This is a genomic window from Laspinema sp. D2d, assembly GCF_025370755.1.
Lineage (GTDB): Bacteria > Cyanobacteriota > Cyanobacteriia > Cyanobacteriales > Laspinemataceae > Laspinema.
In genome coordinates this window covers 1-19,096 of record NZ_JAMXFC010000051.1, presented here as the reverse complement: position 1 = coordinate 19,096, position 19,096 = coordinate 1, and the positions used below count along the sequence as shown (strand labels likewise).

12 protein-coding genes and 1 pseudogene are annotated in these 19,096 nt (G+C 48.8%); 7 read left to right on the top strand and 6 right to left on the bottom strand.

Annotated features, from left to right (window positions below):
• Nucleotides 1-20: 20 nt before the first annotated feature.
• Complete coding sequence (locus NG796_RS23990; protein ID WP_261209739.1) at nt 21-1,268, top strand: FHA domain-containing serine/threonine-protein kinase; 1,248 nt, start codon at nt 21-23, stop codon at nt 1,266-1,268.
• Nucleotides 1,269-1,389: 121 nt separating this feature from the next.
• On the opposite strand, the gene NG796_RS23985 is transcribed toward NG796_RS23990, so the two are convergent.
• The 4 genes from NG796_RS23985 to cimA all read right to left on the bottom strand — a co-directional run bounded on the left by NG796_RS23985 (nt 1,390) and on the right by cimA (nt 7,852).
• Entirely contained in the window at nt 1,390-1,611 is a 222-nt protein-coding gene (locus NG796_RS23985) for a DUF4327 family protein (protein ID WP_015149823.1), read from the bottom strand.
• Between the two features lie 1,215 nt (nt 1,612-2,826).
• Nucleotides 2,827-4,440: a helix-turn-helix transcriptional regulator gene (locus NG796_RS23980; protein WP_261209737.1), complete on the bottom strand. Its 1,614-nt coding sequence runs from the start codon at nt 4,438-4,440 to the stop codon at nt 2,827-2,829.
• A gap of 279 nt (nt 4,441-4,719) precedes the next feature.
• Nucleotides 4,720-5,805: a BtaA family protein gene (locus NG796_RS23975; protein WP_261209735.1), complete on the bottom strand. Its 1,086-nt coding sequence runs from the start codon at nt 5,803-5,805 to the stop codon at nt 4,720-4,722.
• 415 nt (nt 5,806-6,220) lie between these two features.
• Nucleotides 6,221-7,852, bottom strand: a complete 1,632-nt coding sequence (cimA, locus tag NG796_RS23970) for a citramalate synthase (RefSeq protein ID WP_411268823.1) — start codon at nt 7,850-7,852, stop codon at nt 6,221-6,223.
• A gap of 260 nt (nt 7,853-8,112) precedes the next feature.
• Here cimA and NG796_RS23965 point away from each other — a divergent pair, with 260 nt between their 5' ends.
• The 3 genes and pseudogenes from NG796_RS23965 (at nt 8,113) to NG796_RS26510 (ending at nt 10,646) form a co-directional block, all read left to right on the top strand.
• Complete coding sequence (locus NG796_RS23965; RefSeq protein ID WP_261209733.1) at nt 8,113-8,451, top strand: (2Fe-2S)-binding protein; 339 nt, start codon at nt 8,113-8,115, stop codon at nt 8,449-8,451.
• Between the two features lie 209 nt (nt 8,452-8,660).
• Nucleotides 8,661-9,644: pseudogene (gene thiO, locus NG796_RS26515) on the top strand (glycine oxidase ThiO); the annotation flags it as partial.
• 222 nt (nt 9,645-9,866) lie between these two features.
• The gene (locus NG796_RS26510; protein ID WP_261209758.1) at nt 9,867-10,646 is read left to right on the top strand and encodes a thiazole synthase; all 780 of its coding nucleotides are present in this window, start codon (nt 9,867-9,869) and stop codon (nt 10,644-10,646) included.
• Between the two features lie 203 nt (nt 10,647-10,849).
• Here the strand turns inward: NG796_RS26510 and NG796_RS23950 are convergent, their stop codons facing one another.
• Both NG796_RS23950 and NG796_RS23945 read right to left on the bottom strand, forming a co-directional pair.
• A complete protein-coding gene (locus NG796_RS23950) occupies nt 10,850-11,434 on the bottom strand; it encodes a PEP-CTERM sorting domain-containing protein (RefSeq protein WP_261209731.1) in 585 nt (194 codons plus the stop codon).
• 1,020 nt (nt 11,435-12,454) lie between these two features.
• On the bottom strand, nt 12,455-12,586 hold the full coding sequence (locus NG796_RS23945) for a hypothetical protein (protein WP_261209730.1): 132 nt from the start codon (nt 12,584-12,586) through the stop codon (nt 12,455-12,457).
• 70 nt (nt 12,587-12,656) lie between these two features.
• Here NG796_RS23945 and psb34 point away from each other — a divergent pair, with 70 nt between their 5' ends.
• From psb34 to NG796_RS23930, 3 genes are all read left to right on the top strand, one after another.
• On the top strand, nt 12,657-12,836 hold the full coding sequence (gene psb34, locus NG796_RS23940; RefSeq protein WP_254567029.1) for a photosystem II assembly protein Psb34: 180 nt from the start codon (nt 12,657-12,659) through the stop codon (nt 12,834-12,836).
• A gap of 290 nt (nt 12,837-13,126) precedes the next feature.
• Nucleotides 13,127-15,388, top strand: coding sequence for a tetratricopeptide repeat protein (locus NG796_RS23935; RefSeq protein WP_261209727.1), 2,262 nt, complete (start codon nt 13,127-13,129; stop codon nt 15,386-15,388).
• A gap of 465 nt (nt 15,389-15,853) precedes the next feature.
• Entirely contained in the window at nt 15,854-18,556 is a 2,703-nt protein-coding gene (locus NG796_RS23930) for a DEAD/DEAH box helicase (RefSeq protein ID WP_261209725.1), read from the top strand.
• Nucleotides 18,557-19,096 lie beyond the last annotated feature (540 nt).

The window sequence follows — 19,096 nt, the reverse complement described above, 5'->3', positions numbered from 1 at the left end:
CGTTGCAAGTTTGAGTTTCAATGATGTTTCGAGGAGTTGCCGAAGTGGTTACTCTGATTTTGGTAGACGACACGAATTCTCCGATTAAACAATGGCGGTTTGACAATGCGGATGTGATTCGCATTGGTCGATCGCCGGAACAGACTGATCTAGTGCTTGATGATCCGGTCGTGTCTCGCCTGCATTTGGAGTTACATCTAACTCAGGATAGCACTCACGGCAAAGTCTGGGAGTTGATCAATTACGGGACCAATGGCACATTTGTCAATGGTCACCCAGTCCAGCGATCACGCCTCAGTAATGGCGCGCTCATTCAGTTAGCCCGAGGCGGTCCCCTGTTAAAGTTTATCCTGGAACCCTCGGTTTCCCCGGCTTCCCCCGCTTCCCCGGTTTCTCCAGTTTCCCCGGTTTGCACTCATGCCAATAATCCCCCCAATACCCTGTTCTGCATTCACTGCGGCGCGCCGATTCATGTGGAACGTCAGATTCGAGAGTATCAAATTTTGAAAACCTTGGGTCAAGGGGGAATGGGGACAACTTATCTCGCATTTGTTCCTCCCGAGGAAAATAATCCCCGTCCCAAAATGTTGGTATTAAAGGAAATGAATGCGGATATGACCCGCATTCCTAAAGCGCGGGAATTATTTGAGCGCGAAGCGCGGATCCTCAAGGGGTTGAATCATCCTGGAGTGCCGCAGTTTTATGATTTTTTTGTGGATGAGGGCAAAAAATATCTGGCAATGGCGATGATCCACGGTCAGGATTTAGAACAGCGGGTTTATCAGCGCGGTCCTGTTGTGTTATCCCAGGCGATCGAATGGATGATTCAAACTTGTGAGGTATTGGAGTATATTCATGCCCAAAGTCCGCCCATTGTTCACCGAGATATCAAACCGGCGAATTTGATGGTACGGACGGTGGATAATCGAATTATCGTGCTGGATTTTGGGGCGGTTAAGGAAATTGGCACGCCGTTGGGTACTTGTATTGGCGCACCGGATTATACCGCACCGGAACAGAACCGAGGTGAGCCATTAACTCAGTCGGATTTGTATGCGATCGGTGCAACTTTGATTTTTTTACTGACTGGGGAAAGTCCTCAGAAGTTTTTTGAGCTTCGCGGTTCGGGCTATGGGTTTAACCTCAAAGGTGATCCGCGCATTACGCCGCAAGTCCGAGAGACGATTGAAAAGGCTACCGAATCCAAACCGAGCGATCGCTATCAAACCGCTGCGGAACTCGCCCGGGCTTTATCCCAGTGCTTATAAATAGGGAACTTCGGGAGGACAGATGAGCGAAAACCTTGAGAAGATCTAGCTGGACTAAACGATAACGGCTCAGGCGATCGCTCCTCTGTTTTTTTTCCCGGTTATCCTGATTCCTGAGCTTCTACTCGTCTTCTTCCCAGGTTTCTACCGCTAGGAGGTGAACCACCGGATCTTTCATTGAAAAGCCAAATTCAAGTAATTCTTTCTTCCAGTACGCCCATTCATCTCCATAGAGAAAGGCGATTTTCCAGAGGCTATCTGTGGGCTTGAGGATTTTTGATTCTACTAACGATCGCACCTGACGTTGTAATTTATCCATCGAGTGACAAACCTGCTGGGTCATAATACCTCTTTAATTTTCCAAAAACTTCTAACAACATACCAATTGCTTTCCAATCTTTTTACCATACTTCGCCCGGTTTTATTCGCCATCCTCGTAGAGTTGACGGTGGATTTTTGCTGGATTACGATATGCCGTTCCAGCGCGAAGTAGGGGGTTTCCGCTTCCAGACCTCTTTAAATAAGTGCCTGTATTTTCTACCATCAGTTTCAGCTAGTCAAGTTCGTTAGACCGTCGAGTCGGTTTGGCATCGGCCTTGACACACTTCCAGCCGAACAGGGTATATAATCCGGAGATTTGCACGGTTTGTGTAAACCACCTGAAGCTAAAGAAACGTTTTGAAACATTGGAAATTCCTTTCTTTTTGCTCTAGCCGATATTCTAGGTCAAGGGGAGGAATGATCATCGTTCTCGACTCTCAAAAATGTCGATCCACGCTATCTTCACTATCTGGATTGAGCGGCAATTCCCAACTTCAGTCAGTTGAGTGCCGGTTCGGAAAAATCCTAGATTCGGTAATCGGTTGGAAAGCTACTTTATATCTTTTATCGTAGCACGCTGCTTTTGGCAAGTCTATTTTTATTTTTTTTTTACGAATCGCCCGATTTGGGACTCCCGAGGGCCTTTCGCCTGATTCCCGATTCCTGCGATCCGGGCTATGACCAAACACCTAACCTGATGGGTTACGCTTGCCCGGAATGGCGATCGCATTGATCAAAGTTAGGTCGGAGGTGCTTTCTTCAGAGTCGGAAAGTCTCCACATTGCGGGAATAATTAAGGTTGTTGGGGCTACCTACAACAGAGAGCCGTGACATCGGCTTCCGATTGGATAACCAATCAATCCCCAGGGCGATCGCAGAGGGTCGAAGTCGAACTTCTTGATCCTTGAACTCGCTTTGGCGCTTGCTATTGGGTACGGAATTGGGTGGGATGTTTAGTGGAGAGTTTTTTCTCTACTAAAGTAGTTTATCATAAATTTTCCAAATTGTTGCACGTTGGGGAGGATGGGGGAGATGGGGGGGAGGGGGTGGATGGGGAGGATGGGGGAGATGGGGAGGATGGGGTGGGAGATTAGCCCTCCCTGATGTTTTGGGGAGGGGACTGGACTGGAAATAGTAGATGCATCCAACAAAAATGATTGGGAACAAGGTTGTGTGATGCCCCCTTCCTGGGGTTTTGGGGTTGGGGGTTGTCTCTTGAACAGTCAAGCGCGATCGCTTAGTCTTTCTCCGGTTGGAGGGATTTCAGGAGACTCTTGACATTTTTGCTACTATAACCAACTTCTAAGGTCGGTTCTCCTTGCAAAAGGGTGTCAATTTGGGTTAAATAATCCACGATCCGACTTTCACTTCTAATCGTGCGTCGGAGGCGATCGCCAAGGGGCGTGATAATATGATAGCGTTGTTCTTGTTGAACCTGGGGTTCTGCCTCCGGTTGCACCAGGGCATGGCTGCGGAAAAGCAGAAAATTTTCCGGTTTTTTAGTATTAAAAACCTGGTGTAATTCATCAAAAATTTGACTCATTAAAGCGGTGGTTACATATTCCAACAACACCGGCTGGAGGGAGAACACCGCACGGTCAGGATCGGCTATTTTTTCAAGCAGCGATCGCCGTCCGAGGGAAGCCACCGCCTCTAATAATTCCTGTAACGGTACTGGCAATACCATCGTCTGGCGCAGACGTTCCAGGGATAACGGTTGACGTTCGATCGCCAGCCAATAAAGAATTTCTTTTTCTAACCCAGACAAGCGATCGCACTGTTGGGCCAGCAATTCCCCAATTTCCCCAAACACTAACGTGCCATGTTTTAGAAATTCTGCAACTTGGCCCCCAAATAATTCTTGAATCGTCCGAGCTGCAATTTTCAATTCTAAAGGATTGCCTCGATATTGGTCAATTAATTTTGCCCAGATGGGTTCTTCAATCAATCCTTTATCTTTTAAAATTTGAGTCGATGCCTCGGTATTTAACCCCGTCAATTGCAGCGAGCGAACGGGTAAATAATCCCCTTCTTGTAAGCTAATTTCCTTGGGATTTTCCAAACTGGTCATCAGCACACAGCTTTTGTGGGGTTGGCACGAAAGCCGTTTAAAAAAGTCTCCATAGTCTTCATACCCCTCCCGATACTGTCCCGATAGTTCACCCCCTTGTAAAAGGGTTTCCACACCATCCAGGATTAATAAACAGCGATGACGGCGAAGATATTCCAGGAGTAGGGAGATTTTGTCATGGAGTTCCGGAACCGAATAAGCGCCCTGATGAGGGTAGATCAATTTCAGGAGATTATCCAGCAGGTCAGTCAGCGGTGGACCCTGGCGCAAATGTCGCCATAACACCGTATCAAATTGATCTTGGAGTTGGTGACCCAGTTTGACCGAGAGTGCAGTTTTGCCCATCCCTGCCATGCCTAAAATGGACACAACCCGACATTCCTCCTCTAAAATCCACCGTTCCAGGGTGGCAAGTTCGAGTTCTCGCCCATAAAAAATCGAACTATCGGGTGCCTCGCCCCAATCATAGATGGATTTAACACAAGAGGCGGACCCATTCAGGATTCCGTTACTGTTGACGGTTATCCCACTCTGATGGTCCTGATACTCGCTGACGAGAATCTGTTGTAACTTTGCCATTTTACCGGGTCCAGCGCCCCCGATTTTAAATTTTTTGTACACTTCACCGAGTCGTTTGCGGACTGCTTCGGGTCGAATGCCCAAGTTAATGGCGATCGCGGCGATGGATTCACCATGCAGCGCATAAGATAAGACCTGAATTTCCGAGTCCGACACGCCCCGTTCGACGGTTACCACCTTTAAAAAGTCTTGAGGAATCACAGCAGTTCTCTCACCCTTATGTAACGACGACTGTTGCCTTGGTCTTAGATGCAAATAAGTGAGTTTTTGTTCACTCCCAATTTTATCTCGCTTCAGTGAGAAAACAATCGAGTTGTGGAGGATTCCCCTCACTAAAAAGAGTTCAGGGGCAGGGACCTCAGACTTCACAGCCGTTTAAAGTGGGTTAAGTCAGGATTCATTCAGGGTTAAGTCAGGGTTTAGGGTTCCCCAAGGCAGGCAATTTTGGGTTCTCATCACCCAACAGCGATCGCCACTGGATCAGGCAAACCCCAACACGACCTCTTTGTAAAGATAAGAGCGTTCCATCTCCTGTAATCTAGCGCTCCATTCCCGATCCACGTGCAAGGATTGGGCCATCAGCGCCCCTAAATCATAATTGCCCTGGAGTCGGCGTCCGATTAAAGCGCCACCGGGATTTAAGTATTGCGTCATCTTGGCGATCGCCCCCTCTAACTCATCCGGATCCATCCCCTCCCCGAAATTTGACATAGAAATCAGGTCAAATCTCCCCGATTGACCGAGTTCCACAACTTTTTCTAAAAACTGACCCCCATGCAGTTTGAGGCGCTGGGTGCCCAGGGCCAAAATCGTCCCTTGGGCAAACCCTTGTAAATAAACTGGGACCCCTTTGAACCCCTCAGCGTAGGAGTTGGCAAACAGTTGGGTCATAAAATAATTTTCCTGGGGAGGCATCTTGTTAAGCACCACGGCCAATCTCTGAGCAAAATGCTCTCCAAATGACAGTCCCTCCCACCCCTGCACTGGAATTTCCCCAAAAATGTTCACCAGTTCCTCGGGGGTGAAAATAGACTCAACCCAATCTTGCCATCCAGAATGACCAAGACTCTCGGCTGGATCGTGAAGCGGATCCAATCCCAACGCCGAAAATTGGGCCGATAACTGAGTTGTCAGGGTCTCAAATCGGCCCACCTGATTGATTCCCTGGGCAATCTGTTCCAGTCGCGCATCCCAGAACGATAACGTGGCTTCCGGAAGATAGGGCCGCAATTCTTTGTAGAGGTCCAGTCGTTCGCGATCGCTCGTCGTGCGATCGGCCCCAATCAGCGCCATCTGGTCAAATAAAGGTAAATGTAGCAATGCCTGACGGCGCAACTCCACTAAATGCAATTGCGCCGGATTGCTATCCACCGCTTCAATTTGTCCGACCATCGGCGAAGCTAATAAACTCAACGCCGTGCAACCCCCAGAAGCAACCACTAAAACTCGTAATAAATTTTCCTGGCATTCTCCCAACCTTTCCGCAACAGAAAGCTCGATGCGCGGATCTTCGGGAACTTGAGAAAAACTGATTTCTGAGACAGTGGAATTTTCTAAGCGCTGCATGAGGGCTACAATCCTAGACGATCAAGAATCACTTTATTATTATTCTAGTACCCGACAGATTCCGGACCGTTTGTGACAGTTTGGCAAGTGACTGATCCGCTGATTCTCCCTCTTAATTTATTCTCTATCCAGAGATAGATTACAAACCTACCACGGGCCATAGGGTGAAAAACTAATGCGATATTTAACCATTCATCCGCTATTGGGGTTGAATAAAATTATTGACCTTAAAAATGCCGTTATTTAAAAAATAACCCGTGTCTCCCTCGCTTTTCTCTTAAAAACTTACCTAAAATAATCTTAAAAAAAAGGAGGGTGAACGTATCCCTCGCAATTCCTTAAAAATTTTTTCATAAAAAAAGGAGTCAAGACCAGATGTCAGCACTCCTTTCCACAGGATTAGGATAACATTCTTCTAAGAAACCGTTACCACTTCCTTGAGTTGGTTTTGCAGAATTAACCCATACTCTAATCCTTCCACCACGGCTTGATAGGAAGCTTCAATAATATTAGTAGAAACTCCAACCGTCGTCCAGCGTTGATGACCATTGCTCGATTCCACTAACACCCGAGTTTTGGCCGAAGTTCCCGCCCCACCATCCAGAATTCTGACCTTATAATCCGTGAGTTGAAAATCAGCTAAAGCCGGATAAAAATTAACTAAGGCTTTTCGCAGGGCAGCATCTAAGGCTGAGACTGGACCATTGCCTTCGGCAGCTTCTAAAATATTTTTGCCATTGACTCCGACTTTGACCGTTGCCAAAACATTCGTCATGCCTTCGAGTTGTTCGCAATGGACATGAAAGCCTTTAATTTCAAAAAATGTCTGGCGATCGCCTACTGCTTCATGCATTAACAATTCAAAACTCGCTTCCGCCGCCTCAAATTGATACCCCTGATTTTCCAACTCTTTCAACTTCTCCAAAATTTGCCGACATTTGGGATCTTTTTTATTCAGGTCAATCCCAAAGGTCGCAGCCTTTGCCAAAATATTACTCATTCCCGCTTGATCAGAAACCACAATCCGGCGCTTATTGCCGATTAATTCCGGTTGTAAATGTTCATAAGTCAAGGGATTACGCTGAACCGCAGAAACGTGAATTCCCCCTTTATGAGCAAAGGCTGAAAGTCCGACAAACGGAGCATGATCATCCGGAGCGAGATTAGCAACTTCGCTGATATAGCGACTGGTTTCAGTGAGTTTAACCAGGTGACTTGGGTCGATGCAATCATAGCCTAGTTTAAGCTGGAGATTTGGAATTAAAGAGCAAAGGTTGGCATTCCCGCAGCGTTCACCATAGCCATTAATAGTGCCTTGAACCATCCGCACTCCTTCCAAAACCGCAGATAGGGCGTTGGCAACTGCTGTTTCCGCATCATTGTGGGTGTGAATCCCAAACTTGATGGGGATATCGCTATTTTGGCCGAGGGTTTGAATCACAGTCCTGGTGATTTGGCTGATTTCATGGGGTAGCGTGCCGCCATTAGTGTCACAGAAGACAATCCATTCCGCACCAGCGGCGATCGCTGTTTCTAGGGTTTTCAGTGCATAAGTGGGATTGTGTTTGTAACCATCAAACCAATGTTCCGCATCATAAATCACCTGTCGTCCCTGACTCCGCAGAAACTCGATGGTATCGCGAATCATCTCCAGGTTTTCTTCCAGAGTCGTGTTTAGTCCTTCAATCACATGAAGATCCCAGGATTTGCCAAAAATCGTCACCCAGCGGGTCCCTGCGGAGAGAATCGGCTGTAACATGGGGTCCTCTGCCGCAGTTTTTCCCGGACGCCGGGTGGAACAAAAGGCGACAGCTTCAGCATTTTGGAGGGGTTCTTCTTGGAGTCTCCAGAAAAATTGGACATCCTTGGGATTGGCCCCAGGCCATCCGCCCTCAATAAAAGGGACCCCCAGGCGATCGAGGCGGTGAGCAATTCGCAATTTATCCTCAATAGACAGAGACATCCCCTCGCGCTGGGAGCCATCTCTTAAGGTGGTGTCGTAGATCCAAATCCGGTTGGTGCTATCTGCATTCATAGTGTTGGTCATGAGTCGTGTAATTTAGACAGGGGAGAGGGGGGAGATGGGGAGGATGGGGAAGATAGGGGGGATGGGGAGGATGGGGAAGATAGGGAGGATGGGGAAGTTTGTAGAAAAGACTGAAGTAGTTTCCCCCCCAATCTCCCCAATCTCCCCCATCTCCCCAATCTCCCCCATCTCCCCTATCTCCCCAATCCTCCCCATCCCCCCATCCCCCCTCTCCCCAAAAGGTGTAAAAATAGAGAGGGAAATGCTGGGAGTGAGTTGAGATGCCAAAAGTAGAAGTTGCAGGAAAAACCTTACAGTGCGATCGCGGGGCCAATCTCCGGCAGGTTTTGTTAGATAACGGAATTGACCTGTACAATGGCAAGGCCAAATTGATTAATTGTCGGGGTCTGGGCAGTTGTGGAACTTGTGCAGTGGAGATTAAAGGGGAAGTCTCGGCTCCCAACTGGCGAGACCGAACTCGCCGATCGCTCCCTCCTCATTCTCCCGCAAAAAATCTCCGATTAGCTTGTCAAACTCAAGTTTTAGGTGATGTAAAGTTGACAAAATATGAAGGATTCTGGGGACAAGGGGAAAATCCGGTATGGACCGCAGAAGGTTAAGGCGCTGAGGCATTGACTATTCAGAAATAATAATTTAAGGGCAGTTTTTTCTTTGAGGGAGAAAGCATTCTTCTAAATTATACTCCCCTGTCTTTCTGATTCATTAAAGACCACTGAATGAAGTCCGGGATAAAAATTTAAACTAATCTTCACCGATTGCAACTTGACAAAAACTCTATTTTTATAAAAAAAATTACCCTAATTTTTTAATGAAGACATCAAGCGACATCATTATTATTGGCGGGGGCATTATCGGTCTCTCCATTGCCGTTGACCTGAAACTACGCGGGGCATCGGTGACGGTTTGTACGCGATCGCTACAGGAGGGGGCTACTTATGCCGCAGCGGGAATGTTGGCCCCACAAGCGGAGGGCGTCCCCCCAGGACCGATGCTGGATTTGTGCTTGCGATCGCGATCGCTCTATCCCGACTGGATTAGCAAAATAGAAGACCTCAGCGGCGTTTCTACCGGCTATTGGCCCGGGGGTATCCTCGCCCCGGTTTATGAAGCCACCCCACCGGGGACCCCCGCCTCCACGGATTCAGAATTTCCCGCCATTTGGGTTGACAAATGTCACCTAGATCTATACCAGCCGGGTTTAGGTGAGGCTGTCGTTGGGGGGTGGTGGTATCCCGAAGATGGACAAGTGGATAATCGCGCCCTTGCCAACGCGTTATTAAAAACAGCCCGAGAATTGGGAGTCGAGATTCGCGAGGGGGTCATCCTAGAAGGGATTATCCAACGACAACAGCAAGCAGTCGCCCTACGGACCAACCAGGGCGAATTACACGCCGCCCATTATGTCCTGGCAACCGGGGCCTGGAGTCATCAACTCCTGCCAATTCCAGTTCATCCCAAGAAAGGGCAAATGCTCTCTGTGCAAGCCCCGGTAAACTCTACAGTACAGCCCTTTCTAACGCGGGTATTATTTGGACCTGAAACCTACATCGTACCGCGACGAGATGGCCGGATTATTATTGGTGCCACCAGTGAGGATGTGGGGTTTACCCCCGGTAACACCCCTGCGGGAATCAAACGCTTGTTAGAACGGGCGATGCGTCTTTATCCGGTCCTGGCGGATTATCCTATCAATGAATGTTGGTGGGGATATCGACCGGCGACCCCGGATGAATGGCCGGTTCTGGGACCCAGTGCGATCGCCAATTTAACGTTAGCTACGGGTCACTATCGCAACGGGATTTTACTGGCACCGATTACCGCTTCCCTAATTGTCGATTGGATTCTCCAGGAAAATACGGATCCCCTGCTACCGCACTTTAGTTGTCAGCGATTTTTTACCTCATCTCCTCACCCTAACCCATCTACCATGAACCATTCTCTCACCTTCGCCACAGCCAAACCCTCTGTCCCCTCTCCGGAATCTTTATTAAAACAGTTAGATCAGCCTGTAACCATTGCGGGGCGATCGTTCCAGTCTCGGTTAATGACGGGGACTGGCAGATATCGGTCAATGGAGGAAATGCAACATAGTATTATCGCCAGTGGTTGTGAAATCGTGACCGTGGCGGTGCGTCGGGTCCAAACCAATGCACCGGGACATGAAGGATTAGCCGAGGCGATCGATTGGAGTAAAATCTGGATGTTGCCAAATACTGCGGGATGTCAAACCGCTGAGGAAGCGATTCGAGTCGCGCGATTAGGTCGCGAAATGGCAAAACTCCTAGGCCAAGAGGACAATAATTTTGTCAAATTAGAAGTCATTCCCGACCCGAAATATCTGTTACCGGACCCGATCGGCACCTTGCAAGCAGCGGAACAATTAGTCAAAGAAGGGTTTGCCGTGTTGCCTTATATTAATGCTGACCCAATGTTAGCCAAACGGTTAGAAGAGGTTGGTTGTGCTACAGTCATGCCCTTGGGGTCACCGATTGGGTCAGGACAGGGAATTAGTACCGCTGCGAATATAGCGATTATTATTGAGAATGCTAAGGTTCCGGTAGTAGTGGATGCAGGGATTGGAGTACCGTCCGAGGCTGCCCTGGCGATGGAGATGGGGGCAGATTTAGTTCTGATTAATAGTGCGATCGCCCTCGCCCAAAATCCCGCAGCAATGGCAAGAGCAATGGCCCAAGGAGTAGAAGCTGGACGTCTAGCCTATCTCGCCGGTCGTATTCCCCTTAAATCTGCCGCGAGTGCGAGTTCTCCCCTTACTGGGACGATCACCCCTGGATAGCATCTTTCCCCTCTCTCCCAAGAAATAGACCCGGGTTTTTGCCCTAACTAAAGAAACCCGGTTGTCTTTCCGCAGTAGGAGTCACGGAACAAGAAAAAACTGCCTCAATATGAGGATTGCCCTACAAGCGTAAATCGCTACGGGCCCTAGTCCATAGCGAATAAGTTATAAGCTAGAAAGTTATCACCCTAGCTCATGAATTCCTAGCAGGAAGCTGATTTGCGACGACGAAGGGAGAGTCCACCACCAACTACAGCTAAACCGAGCAGAGTAGCAGGTTCTGGAACTGGAGTGGGGTCTACAATCGGGCCTCCGCTCGCGACAAAGATAGAGGCGTGAGATAAATCTTGACCACGACCTTTGTTAACAGCTACACCGATGGTGTTGAATAATCCTTCCAAACCAGTAGTGGCAAAATCAATGCCTTGGAAGAGATAGGCACTATAATAGGTATTCGATTTCAAGCTCAGGACAAATGTGCCGCCGCTAATCGCATTGAGCAAATTCCACTCACCGTTATACGGCTTGTTGCTGTCTGTTGTGCCGTTTTCTGCGAGTAACCAACTACCGGCATCATCAGACTTGGCCCCTAAAGTCCAGGTTGTACCCGCATCCACAAAACTGGAGAACATACCCCCATTTAAGTCACCGAGTAATGTACTCTGTGCTCCTGTATCATTACCTTCAAAGGCTCCTTCACAAGCAGTAGCCGGAGTATTACCTAACAATACATCCGTAATACTACAAGTTCCTGCTGTGGGTGCAGCTACCGCAGAAGCAGCCATCATGGAAACGAACCCTGTGGTGACTAAAGCAGAACCTAATACGGTCGAGAAATTAAGTTTCATGTGAGTAAACCCTCCTAGTGGTCCCTATGTATCTAAATCTGGCGTGAGATGGCTGGGAAGTTCGGTTGTTGATCGTTTCCCCCTTATGCTTTTTAGATTAGCAATAGCTTAAAGCGCTTGTCTATACTGACTGACCTAACTTTACCAAGGCTTTATAAAAACTCTGACAGGTGTGAAGTTAGGTTGAAGAGTACCTCAAATCGTTTCGGATTCAGACCCAATCCATTGTCTCCCGAAGAGCGACAATCCAGGGGTGGTTTACATAGCCCAGGCTTGACCTTGGATTCCTTGTCGTCTCAGGGCTAAAGCATCCTTCTACTGTCCTTTTACAGGTATCCGATTACCCCAATCATACCCTATCCCTATGGCAATCTATACCCTATCCCGGTTATCTAACTTTCTTTGTTAACTGCAACCGAGGCTGAAAATTTTCCATTCTGTGTTCTCTCCCCTTTCCTGTGCTAATGCTCCCCGCTTTTTCCTGGGTTTTTGAATATTAAATAATGCTACCTATAGCTTTCTTTTAGATAATTTCACCTTATTATGGGCGAGAGGTCAAAACGCTCTATAGATATACATACTAGGGTTATTTTGTCAATAGGGTGAGAGAGCTTTATACCCCTCCTGAAGTGCGAGGCGATTTCCCGGAGCCGACTGGAATCTAAACCCCAGGCTGAGTCGAGAGGTTTCTTAAAATTAGCTTAAGAACGAAGAGCAACATCTATACTCTCTCTATCTATAACGTTAAGAACACAGCAGTGTTCCTGGGGCTTAGTATTTGCAGAGAGATTCGGGGGGATGGGGAGGATGGGGAGGATGGGGAGGATGGGGAGGATGGGGAGGATGGGGAGGATGGGGAGGATGGGGAGGATGGGGAGGATTGGGAGGATTGGGAGGATTGGGAGGATTGGGAGGAAACGACAGTAAGTCCTGACGTTGAACGGGGGATAAGAACTTCAGTCAATCTCCCGTCTCTCCCCCATCTCCTGTCTCTCCCCCATCTCCCCCATCTCCCGTCTCTCCCCCATCTCCCCCATCTCCCCCATCTCCCCCATCTCCAAAATAAGCTGGCCCATAAAATTGATTGATCATCCGGGGATCAATCTTTACCGCCATCTGATAAAGTAAAACTAGGTAGGTAGAAAGACTGAGGTTTTAACAAATGCCCTATAGCGAAGATGAAGGCGGATTGCTCAATAATTTTGCAAAAGAGCCGAAAATGTACACCGCCACCCCTCCAACGACCACGGAAAAACGTAACTACGCGGTCCAGGCGGTTTTGGGCCTTTTATTAGTCAGCGGTTTATTGGTCTTAGCGGCCTCGATTTCTAGCGTCAGCTAATTAAAACAGCCTTTTTAAACCTCTTTTACGAACTGGGGGAGACGACTGAAGTCGGGACTCCGAACAAGGGGAGGCGACTAAAGTCGTTTCTTATTGTTTGTAGTCCCGACTTCAGTCGTTCTCTTTTTGGAATTTGTCCGGACGATCGCCCCGGTGTTATCCCTCCTGAAGCTTTGAGGAACTCTTGGAAAGAGTATCTGTTCACGCCGACTTTGCCGATGGAGTTAAGTGTTAAGTGTACCCTCGGCAGAATTTGCACCCTTATTCCCTGCACTCGTGATCCTGATACGATGATCGTAACGGATATTCTTCCTCTAACAGTTTTGGACGTTAATCGGCAAACCTACAAACAGCTTAAATTGGCGCTGAGTCTAAATTTACGCCGTCAAATCTTTGTGGCGGTCTGTGATGACTTGCCTCTGAGAAACCGATTGGCAAAGGGTTTAGTTGCGGATTTGAAGGCGAATTGTGGACATGGGGAAACCCTGGAGAATGGAAGTGGGAAAACGGGTACATCCCAATATCCCCGATTGGTCAGTTTGGAGTTAAATCTTCAGGACCCCAATCCGATCGCCCAAATTGAGGCATGGATCACTCGTCATCCTTTGCCAGATCGGCGATCGCCTTTGCCTGTGTTTCAGGTTTTGGGGTTAGAAAAATTAACCAAGGCAACGCCAGCAGTGCAATGGTCCTTTTTGGCCGACTTAGAGGCGAGTGAGGGCCGCTTGAGTGATCCAGGCGATCGCCTGTTTTCTTGTAGTCTTCTGCTATGGGTCTCCCGTCCTTGGGGTCGCACTATTGCCCAATCTGCACCCCAATTTTGGCACGGTAGTACGGGACTATTTGAATTTGAGGGCGAACCCACCCCCGTTGCCCAGTTTCCTGAGTACAGTGAAACCACCATTGAAGCATCCTCAGTCATCCCCCGGTTACCCCAAGAAAACCCCCCCCCGCGACAATTACTACCCTTAGAACAATCCCGCCGAGAGACAGAAGGCGACTACCTCCGCCTCAAAACTTCCACACCCCCCCCAATCTCCCCTCTGTCTCTCCCATCCCCCCCATCTCCCCCATCCCCCCCATCTCCCCTATCTCCCCCATCTCCCCTATCTCCCCCATCTCCCCCATCCCCCCCATCCCCCCCATCCCTCCCCAAACCTCCAACAAAGCTGGTGGAATTAGTCTGGGCCACAGTTAATGCCCCAGTAAGCACCAATGTCAAGACAGAAGTTGCACCTTCTGCGGCCAATACCCTCCCCCTGAAACTTTTGGAACAGGTGGAACAACTGCACCATAGCGGGACCTGCCGGGGGGAACTGGCCCATGCTTATCTGAAATTGGGTTCGTTCTATCGTGATGGGTTATCTAAGGGGAGTAGTGGGAGTCAAAATGGGGCGACAGTTACTCCGGAGTTGTTGCCGCAATATCTGACCCTGGCGATTCTGGCATACGAAGAGGCGATCGCCTTGATGGAGAAAGATGCGCCGGAGTGGGGAGATTTGGCGAATGATCTGGGAAATTGTCACTGGATGCGATCGCGCTATCAATCGCAACCCGAGGAGAAACTCCCGGAGTTATTCCAGGCGGTTGATCTCTATCACCAGGGGTTGCAACATCTGGATGCGGAGGCCCAACCCGCTGTTTGGGCGCGGATTCAGAATAATCTAGGGGCAGTCTATAGTGAATTGGCGCGGTATCGTGATCGCCAAGAGAATTTACAGCGTTCCATCCTGGCCTACCAACAAGCCTTAAACTATCGTAAAGGGGAAGCCAGTGGGGATTTGCGGCCTTATGCGGCCACTCAGAATAATTTAGGAACCGCCTACTGGAACTTGGCCCAACATCGGGATGCGGTGGAGAATTTAAAACAAGCGGTTTCGGCCTATAGTGAAGCGTTACGTCATCACTCGCGATCGGAACAACCCCTAGAATATGGGATGATTCAAAATAATTTGGGAACAGCCTATTGGAATTTAGCCCAATATGAAAAACCCAAAGATTATCTGATGCTGGCGATCGCCGCCTATCAGATTGCTCTAATGTATCGGACAAAACAGACACTTCCAGCGGCTCATGCTGCAACTCAAAATAATTTAGGAACCGCCTATTGGCATTTAGCCAATCACTCGCAATCGGAACCGGAACTGCGGGCCGAATTTTTACAAGAGGCGATCGCCGCCTACGATGCCGCAATTACCCTAGGAGAGACACTCTGCCATCAGGCCGCAGGTGAGACTTCTCCCCAAAAAATGTTAGCGTTTGATTTGATTGCCGCTCATACTAACGTGGGATTGGCTCATTATCAACTGGTGACCCAAACCAACACTATCCCGGATGCCACCTGCCGCGCTCAACATCTCCATGCCGCCCTGGATCATTATATCCAAGGAGCGACTGCCACTCAAGACCAGCCGGAACGCCATCAAAATGCTTGGGCCTATATTGTCCAAATTGTGCGTACTATTTATGGGGAATTTGGCATCGAGGGCCAAACTCGGGCGTTATCGCGAGTCCCCGGTTCCCTATTAAGCGAACTCATGCGCCGCTTGTAACCCCGTTTTGCTTATCTCTCTTTGAAGGTTGGCAATTGTTAATAGCTAACAGGTTTAACAGACTGGAGAGAGGGCAACCCAGGGGATACCTGTACAAGGAAAACCGAAACGGTCATAATTAAAGAATTCAACAATTAAAGCCAAGAAATGGCGAAATGACCCGTCGATTTTTTGCAAACAGAACAGGTATAAACTCAAGTCGAAGGATGACCCAGAAGATTGCTATAATAATCACCAAAGAATAATGGGATTTTAATAAAGAAGCCGGGGACAGAGCCAGCCAACAGGCCAACCCCCGCCAAAATCGGTCAAGGAATTGGGAAGCGAGGAAATTCTCAGGGCAGCGCAGGAGAACGCTAAAAAAACGTAACCGACTGCTAACGAAAGCAACTGCTAGAGCAGACGAGCGACCCGGGCAAACCGATGGAAAAAAACAGTAAACAAAATCACTAGGAATTTTTGGGCGTGAACAGTACCCCTATCTTGAAAAAATTTGAGTCAAACAACCTGTTTCCCTTTGCGTTAGATCGATTTCAGCATGAGGCGATCGCCGCCTTAGAAGCAGGCCGGTCCGTGGTGGTTTGTGCGCCCACGGGATCTGGGAAAACCTTAATTGGAGAATACACCATCCACCGCGCCTTAAAACGCGGTGGACGAGTCTTTTACACCACCCCCCTCAAAGCCCTCTCCAACCAAAAACTACGCGACTTTCGCCAACAGTTTGGGGAGGAAAATGTGGGATTGCTCACCGGGGATATCTCCATCAACCGGGATGCAGCAGTCTTGGTGATGACCACCGAAATTTTTAGAAATATGCTCTACGGGACCTCGATCGGGGCCGTGGGGACTTCCTTACATGGGGTCGAGGCGGTGGTTCTGGACGAATGCCACTACATGAACGATCGCCAACGGGGCACCGTCTGGGAAGAATCGATTATCTACTGTCCTCCCGAAATTCAGCTAGTCGCCCTCTCGGCCACCGTTGCCAATGCCGGACAATTGACCGAATGGATCTCCCAGGTACATGGACCCACCCAGTTAATTTACTCCGATTATCGGCCCGTCCCCCTAGAATTTTACTTTTGCAGCTCAAAGGGACTCTTTCCCCTGCTGAGTAAAGATCATACCAAAATTAACCAACGCCTGATTAAAACCCCAGGCAAAGGTAGGGGGTCGAATCGAGACGAACCGGGGTTAATCGAGTTATTAACCCATTTGCATGAGCAGGATATGCTTCCGGCGATTTACTTTATCTTCAGTCGTCGCCGTTGTGATGATGCAGTGGCCCAAGTGTCTGACCTGAGTCTAGTCACGCCGAAAGAAGCGGAACAACTGCACAAACGAGTCCATGAATTTTTAGCCAAAAACCCAGAAGCAGAACGCATCGGGCAACTCCAACCCCTCCTCCGGGGAATCGCCGCCCATCATGCCGGAATTTTGCCCGCCTGGAAAGGATTAGTCGAAGAACTGTTTCAGGCCGGTTTAATCAAAGTCGTCTTTGCTACAGAAACCCTGGCGGCGGGAATTAATATGCCTGCTAGAACCACAGTGATTTCTAGTTTATCCAAGCGGACCGATGATGGACATCGACTCTTAAAAGCCTCAGAATTCCTCCAAATGTCCGGTCGAGCCGGTCGTCGCGGGATGGATGAACGGGGGTATGTGGTCACCGTTCAGACCCGGTTTGAAGGGGCAAAAGAAGCGGCCTATTTAGCCACCGTTGGACCAGACCCCTTGGTGAGTCAGTTTACTCCCACTTATGGGATGGTTTTAAACCTACTGCAAACTCACACTTTAGAAGAAACCAAAGAACTGGTGGAATCGAGTTTTGGGCAGTATTTAGCAACCCTGCACCTGCAACCGACACTCCAAGATATTTCCAAACAAACCCAGGAATTAGCGAGTCTCAAAAAGCAATTACAAGGGGTGGATGAGGACCTGTGCAAGGGATATCAAAAATTGCGCGATCGCATGAAGGTGGAACAGCAACTGCTCAAAACCCTAGAAGAGCAAGCCCTAGAATCCACCCGGACGATCGCCGCACAAGCTCTTTCTACCGCTGAACCTGGACAATTGCTCAGTCTCAAAGGCCGTCATATTGTCACCAAAGAGCCGATTTTAGCAGTTTTGGTAGCCAAAGCACCGGGACCGGGGAAATCACCGATTTTGGTCTGCTTGAGTCAAACCAATCGCTGGTATGTCGGGACCGGACTGGATGTAGTGGAATTGCATGAACCGCTACCCAGATGGAATCAATTTGAATCCCCGATACCGCCAGGAGAATTGGTGCTCAAACCGGGACAATCGCGCAAGGGAAATGAAGATACAGCGGCGATCGCACAGTTGATTCCCAGTTCAGTTCCCACCTTTTATGCCCCAGAAGTGGTAGAACAGGAGGGACGAATTGCCGCCCTGCAAGCTCAACTCAAGGACCATCCCCTGAATCAATATGGACATCCGGGTACTCTAGTTAAACATTTCAAACGCTATAAGAGGCTAGAAAGCGACCTCTCCAAGGTCAAAAACAAGTTAGATAGCCATCTCACGGCGCACTGGGAAGAGTTCCTGGATTTAATCAACATTCTCCAACAGGTGGGATGTTTACGACAGTTGGAAACCCAAACCGATGGCGATGACGATGCGATCGAAAATCTCACTTTTGAAGTGACTCCCTTGGGAGAAAGTGCGGCAGCGATTCGAGGAGATAACGAGTTGTGGTTGGGATTGGCCCTGATGTCCGGCTGTTTAGAATGGCTAGAACCCCATCAGTTTGCTTGCGCTTGTGCTGCCTTGGTGACAGAGGTTTCCCGTCCGGATAACTGGACAAATTATAATCTGTCCCGAGAGGTGGAAGGGGCTCTATCGCAACTCCAAGGAGAAAGACGGCAACTGTTTCAACTGCAACATCGACATCGAGTAGCCCTCCCGATTTGGTTAGAACGCCAATTAATTGCGATCGTCGAAGAGTGGGCACTGGGAGTGGAATGGACCGAACTTTGTGCGAATACCAGCTTAGATGAAGGGGATATTGTGCGAATGTTGCGCCGGACCTTGGATTTCTTGTCTCAAATTCCCTACGTTCCCCACATTTCTGAGGGGTTAAAGGTGAATGCTTACCGGGCGATTCAGATGATTAATCGCTTCCCAGTGAATGAGACAGTGGATTAAGGTACTGGGGGGAGTTTGCCCGATCCTCAATCGGTTCAGCTTTGGGGGTGCGATCGATCGCCCTCCCCAAAATATCGGGGAGGGTGCGGCGGGGTCTCTACGGTTACTAAAATGCCTATCAGTAGTAGGGAACAAGATACTCTCACTCCTGCCTAAAAATTGTTTAATTCCTACAAGCCGCGCTACATAAAATATCAATATCTATTACCGCCTGCGCCGACTGCGGAAGCTACCTCCACGAGTGCGAGAGGGGGTCCGAATCGAGTTTGAGTCCTGTTAGGGGCTGGGAACGTTCACCCCACCGGAATTATTGGATCTCCTCGGGGGTATATAGTAATGAATTTCATTGCAGGGATTTCCCGCAGCATCCCAGCATTCTTGATAATCCGCCTGATCGCTTGCATCGAGATTAGATGCCGTTGTCGCTTCCAAATAGGCAATGATTTTTTGGGCTAATTCGTGATTTACTGGAGTTTAGACTAAGCCAGTGACACGAAAGCAATAAAGAGGGGAGCCCGACTTGCATCTAGGCTCCCCTTG

Bases quoted from the DNA above. Each gene is read 5' to 3' on its own strand.
- NG796_RS23935 (WP_261209727.1), top strand. From the start codon at position 13,127: ATGATCGTAACGGATATTCTTCCTCTAACAGTTTTGGACGTTAATCGG.
- NG796_RS23965 (WP_261209733.1), top strand. From the start codon at position 8,113: ATGCCAAAAGTAGAAGTTGCAGGAAAAACCTTACAGTGCGATCGCGGG.
- NG796_RS23945 (WP_261209730.1), bottom strand. From the start codon at position 12,586: ATGATCAATCAATTTTATGGGCCAGCTTATTTTGGAGATGGGGGAGAT.
- cimA (WP_411268823.1), bottom strand. From the start codon at position 7,852: ATGACCAACACTATGAATGCAGATAGCACCAACCGGATTTGGATCTAC.
- NG796_RS23950 (WP_261209731.1), bottom strand. From the start codon at position 11,434: ATGATGGCTGCTTCTGCGGTAGCTGCACCCACAGCAGGAACTTGTAGT.
- NG796_RS23985 (WP_015149823.1), bottom strand. From the start codon at position 1,611: ATGACCCAGCAGGTTTGTCACTCGATGGATAAATTACAACGTCAGGTG.
- psb34 (WP_254567029.1), top strand. From the start codon at position 12,657: ATGCCCTATAGCGAAGATGAAGGCGGATTGCTCAATAATTTTGCAAAA.
- NG796_RS23975 (WP_261209735.1), bottom strand. From the start codon at position 5,805: ATGCAGCGCTTAGAAAATTCCACTGTCTCAGAAATCAGTTTTTCTCAA.
- NG796_RS23990 (WP_261209739.1), top strand. From the start codon at position 21: ATGATGTTTCGAGGAGTTGCCGAAGTGGTTACTCTGATTTTGGTAGAC.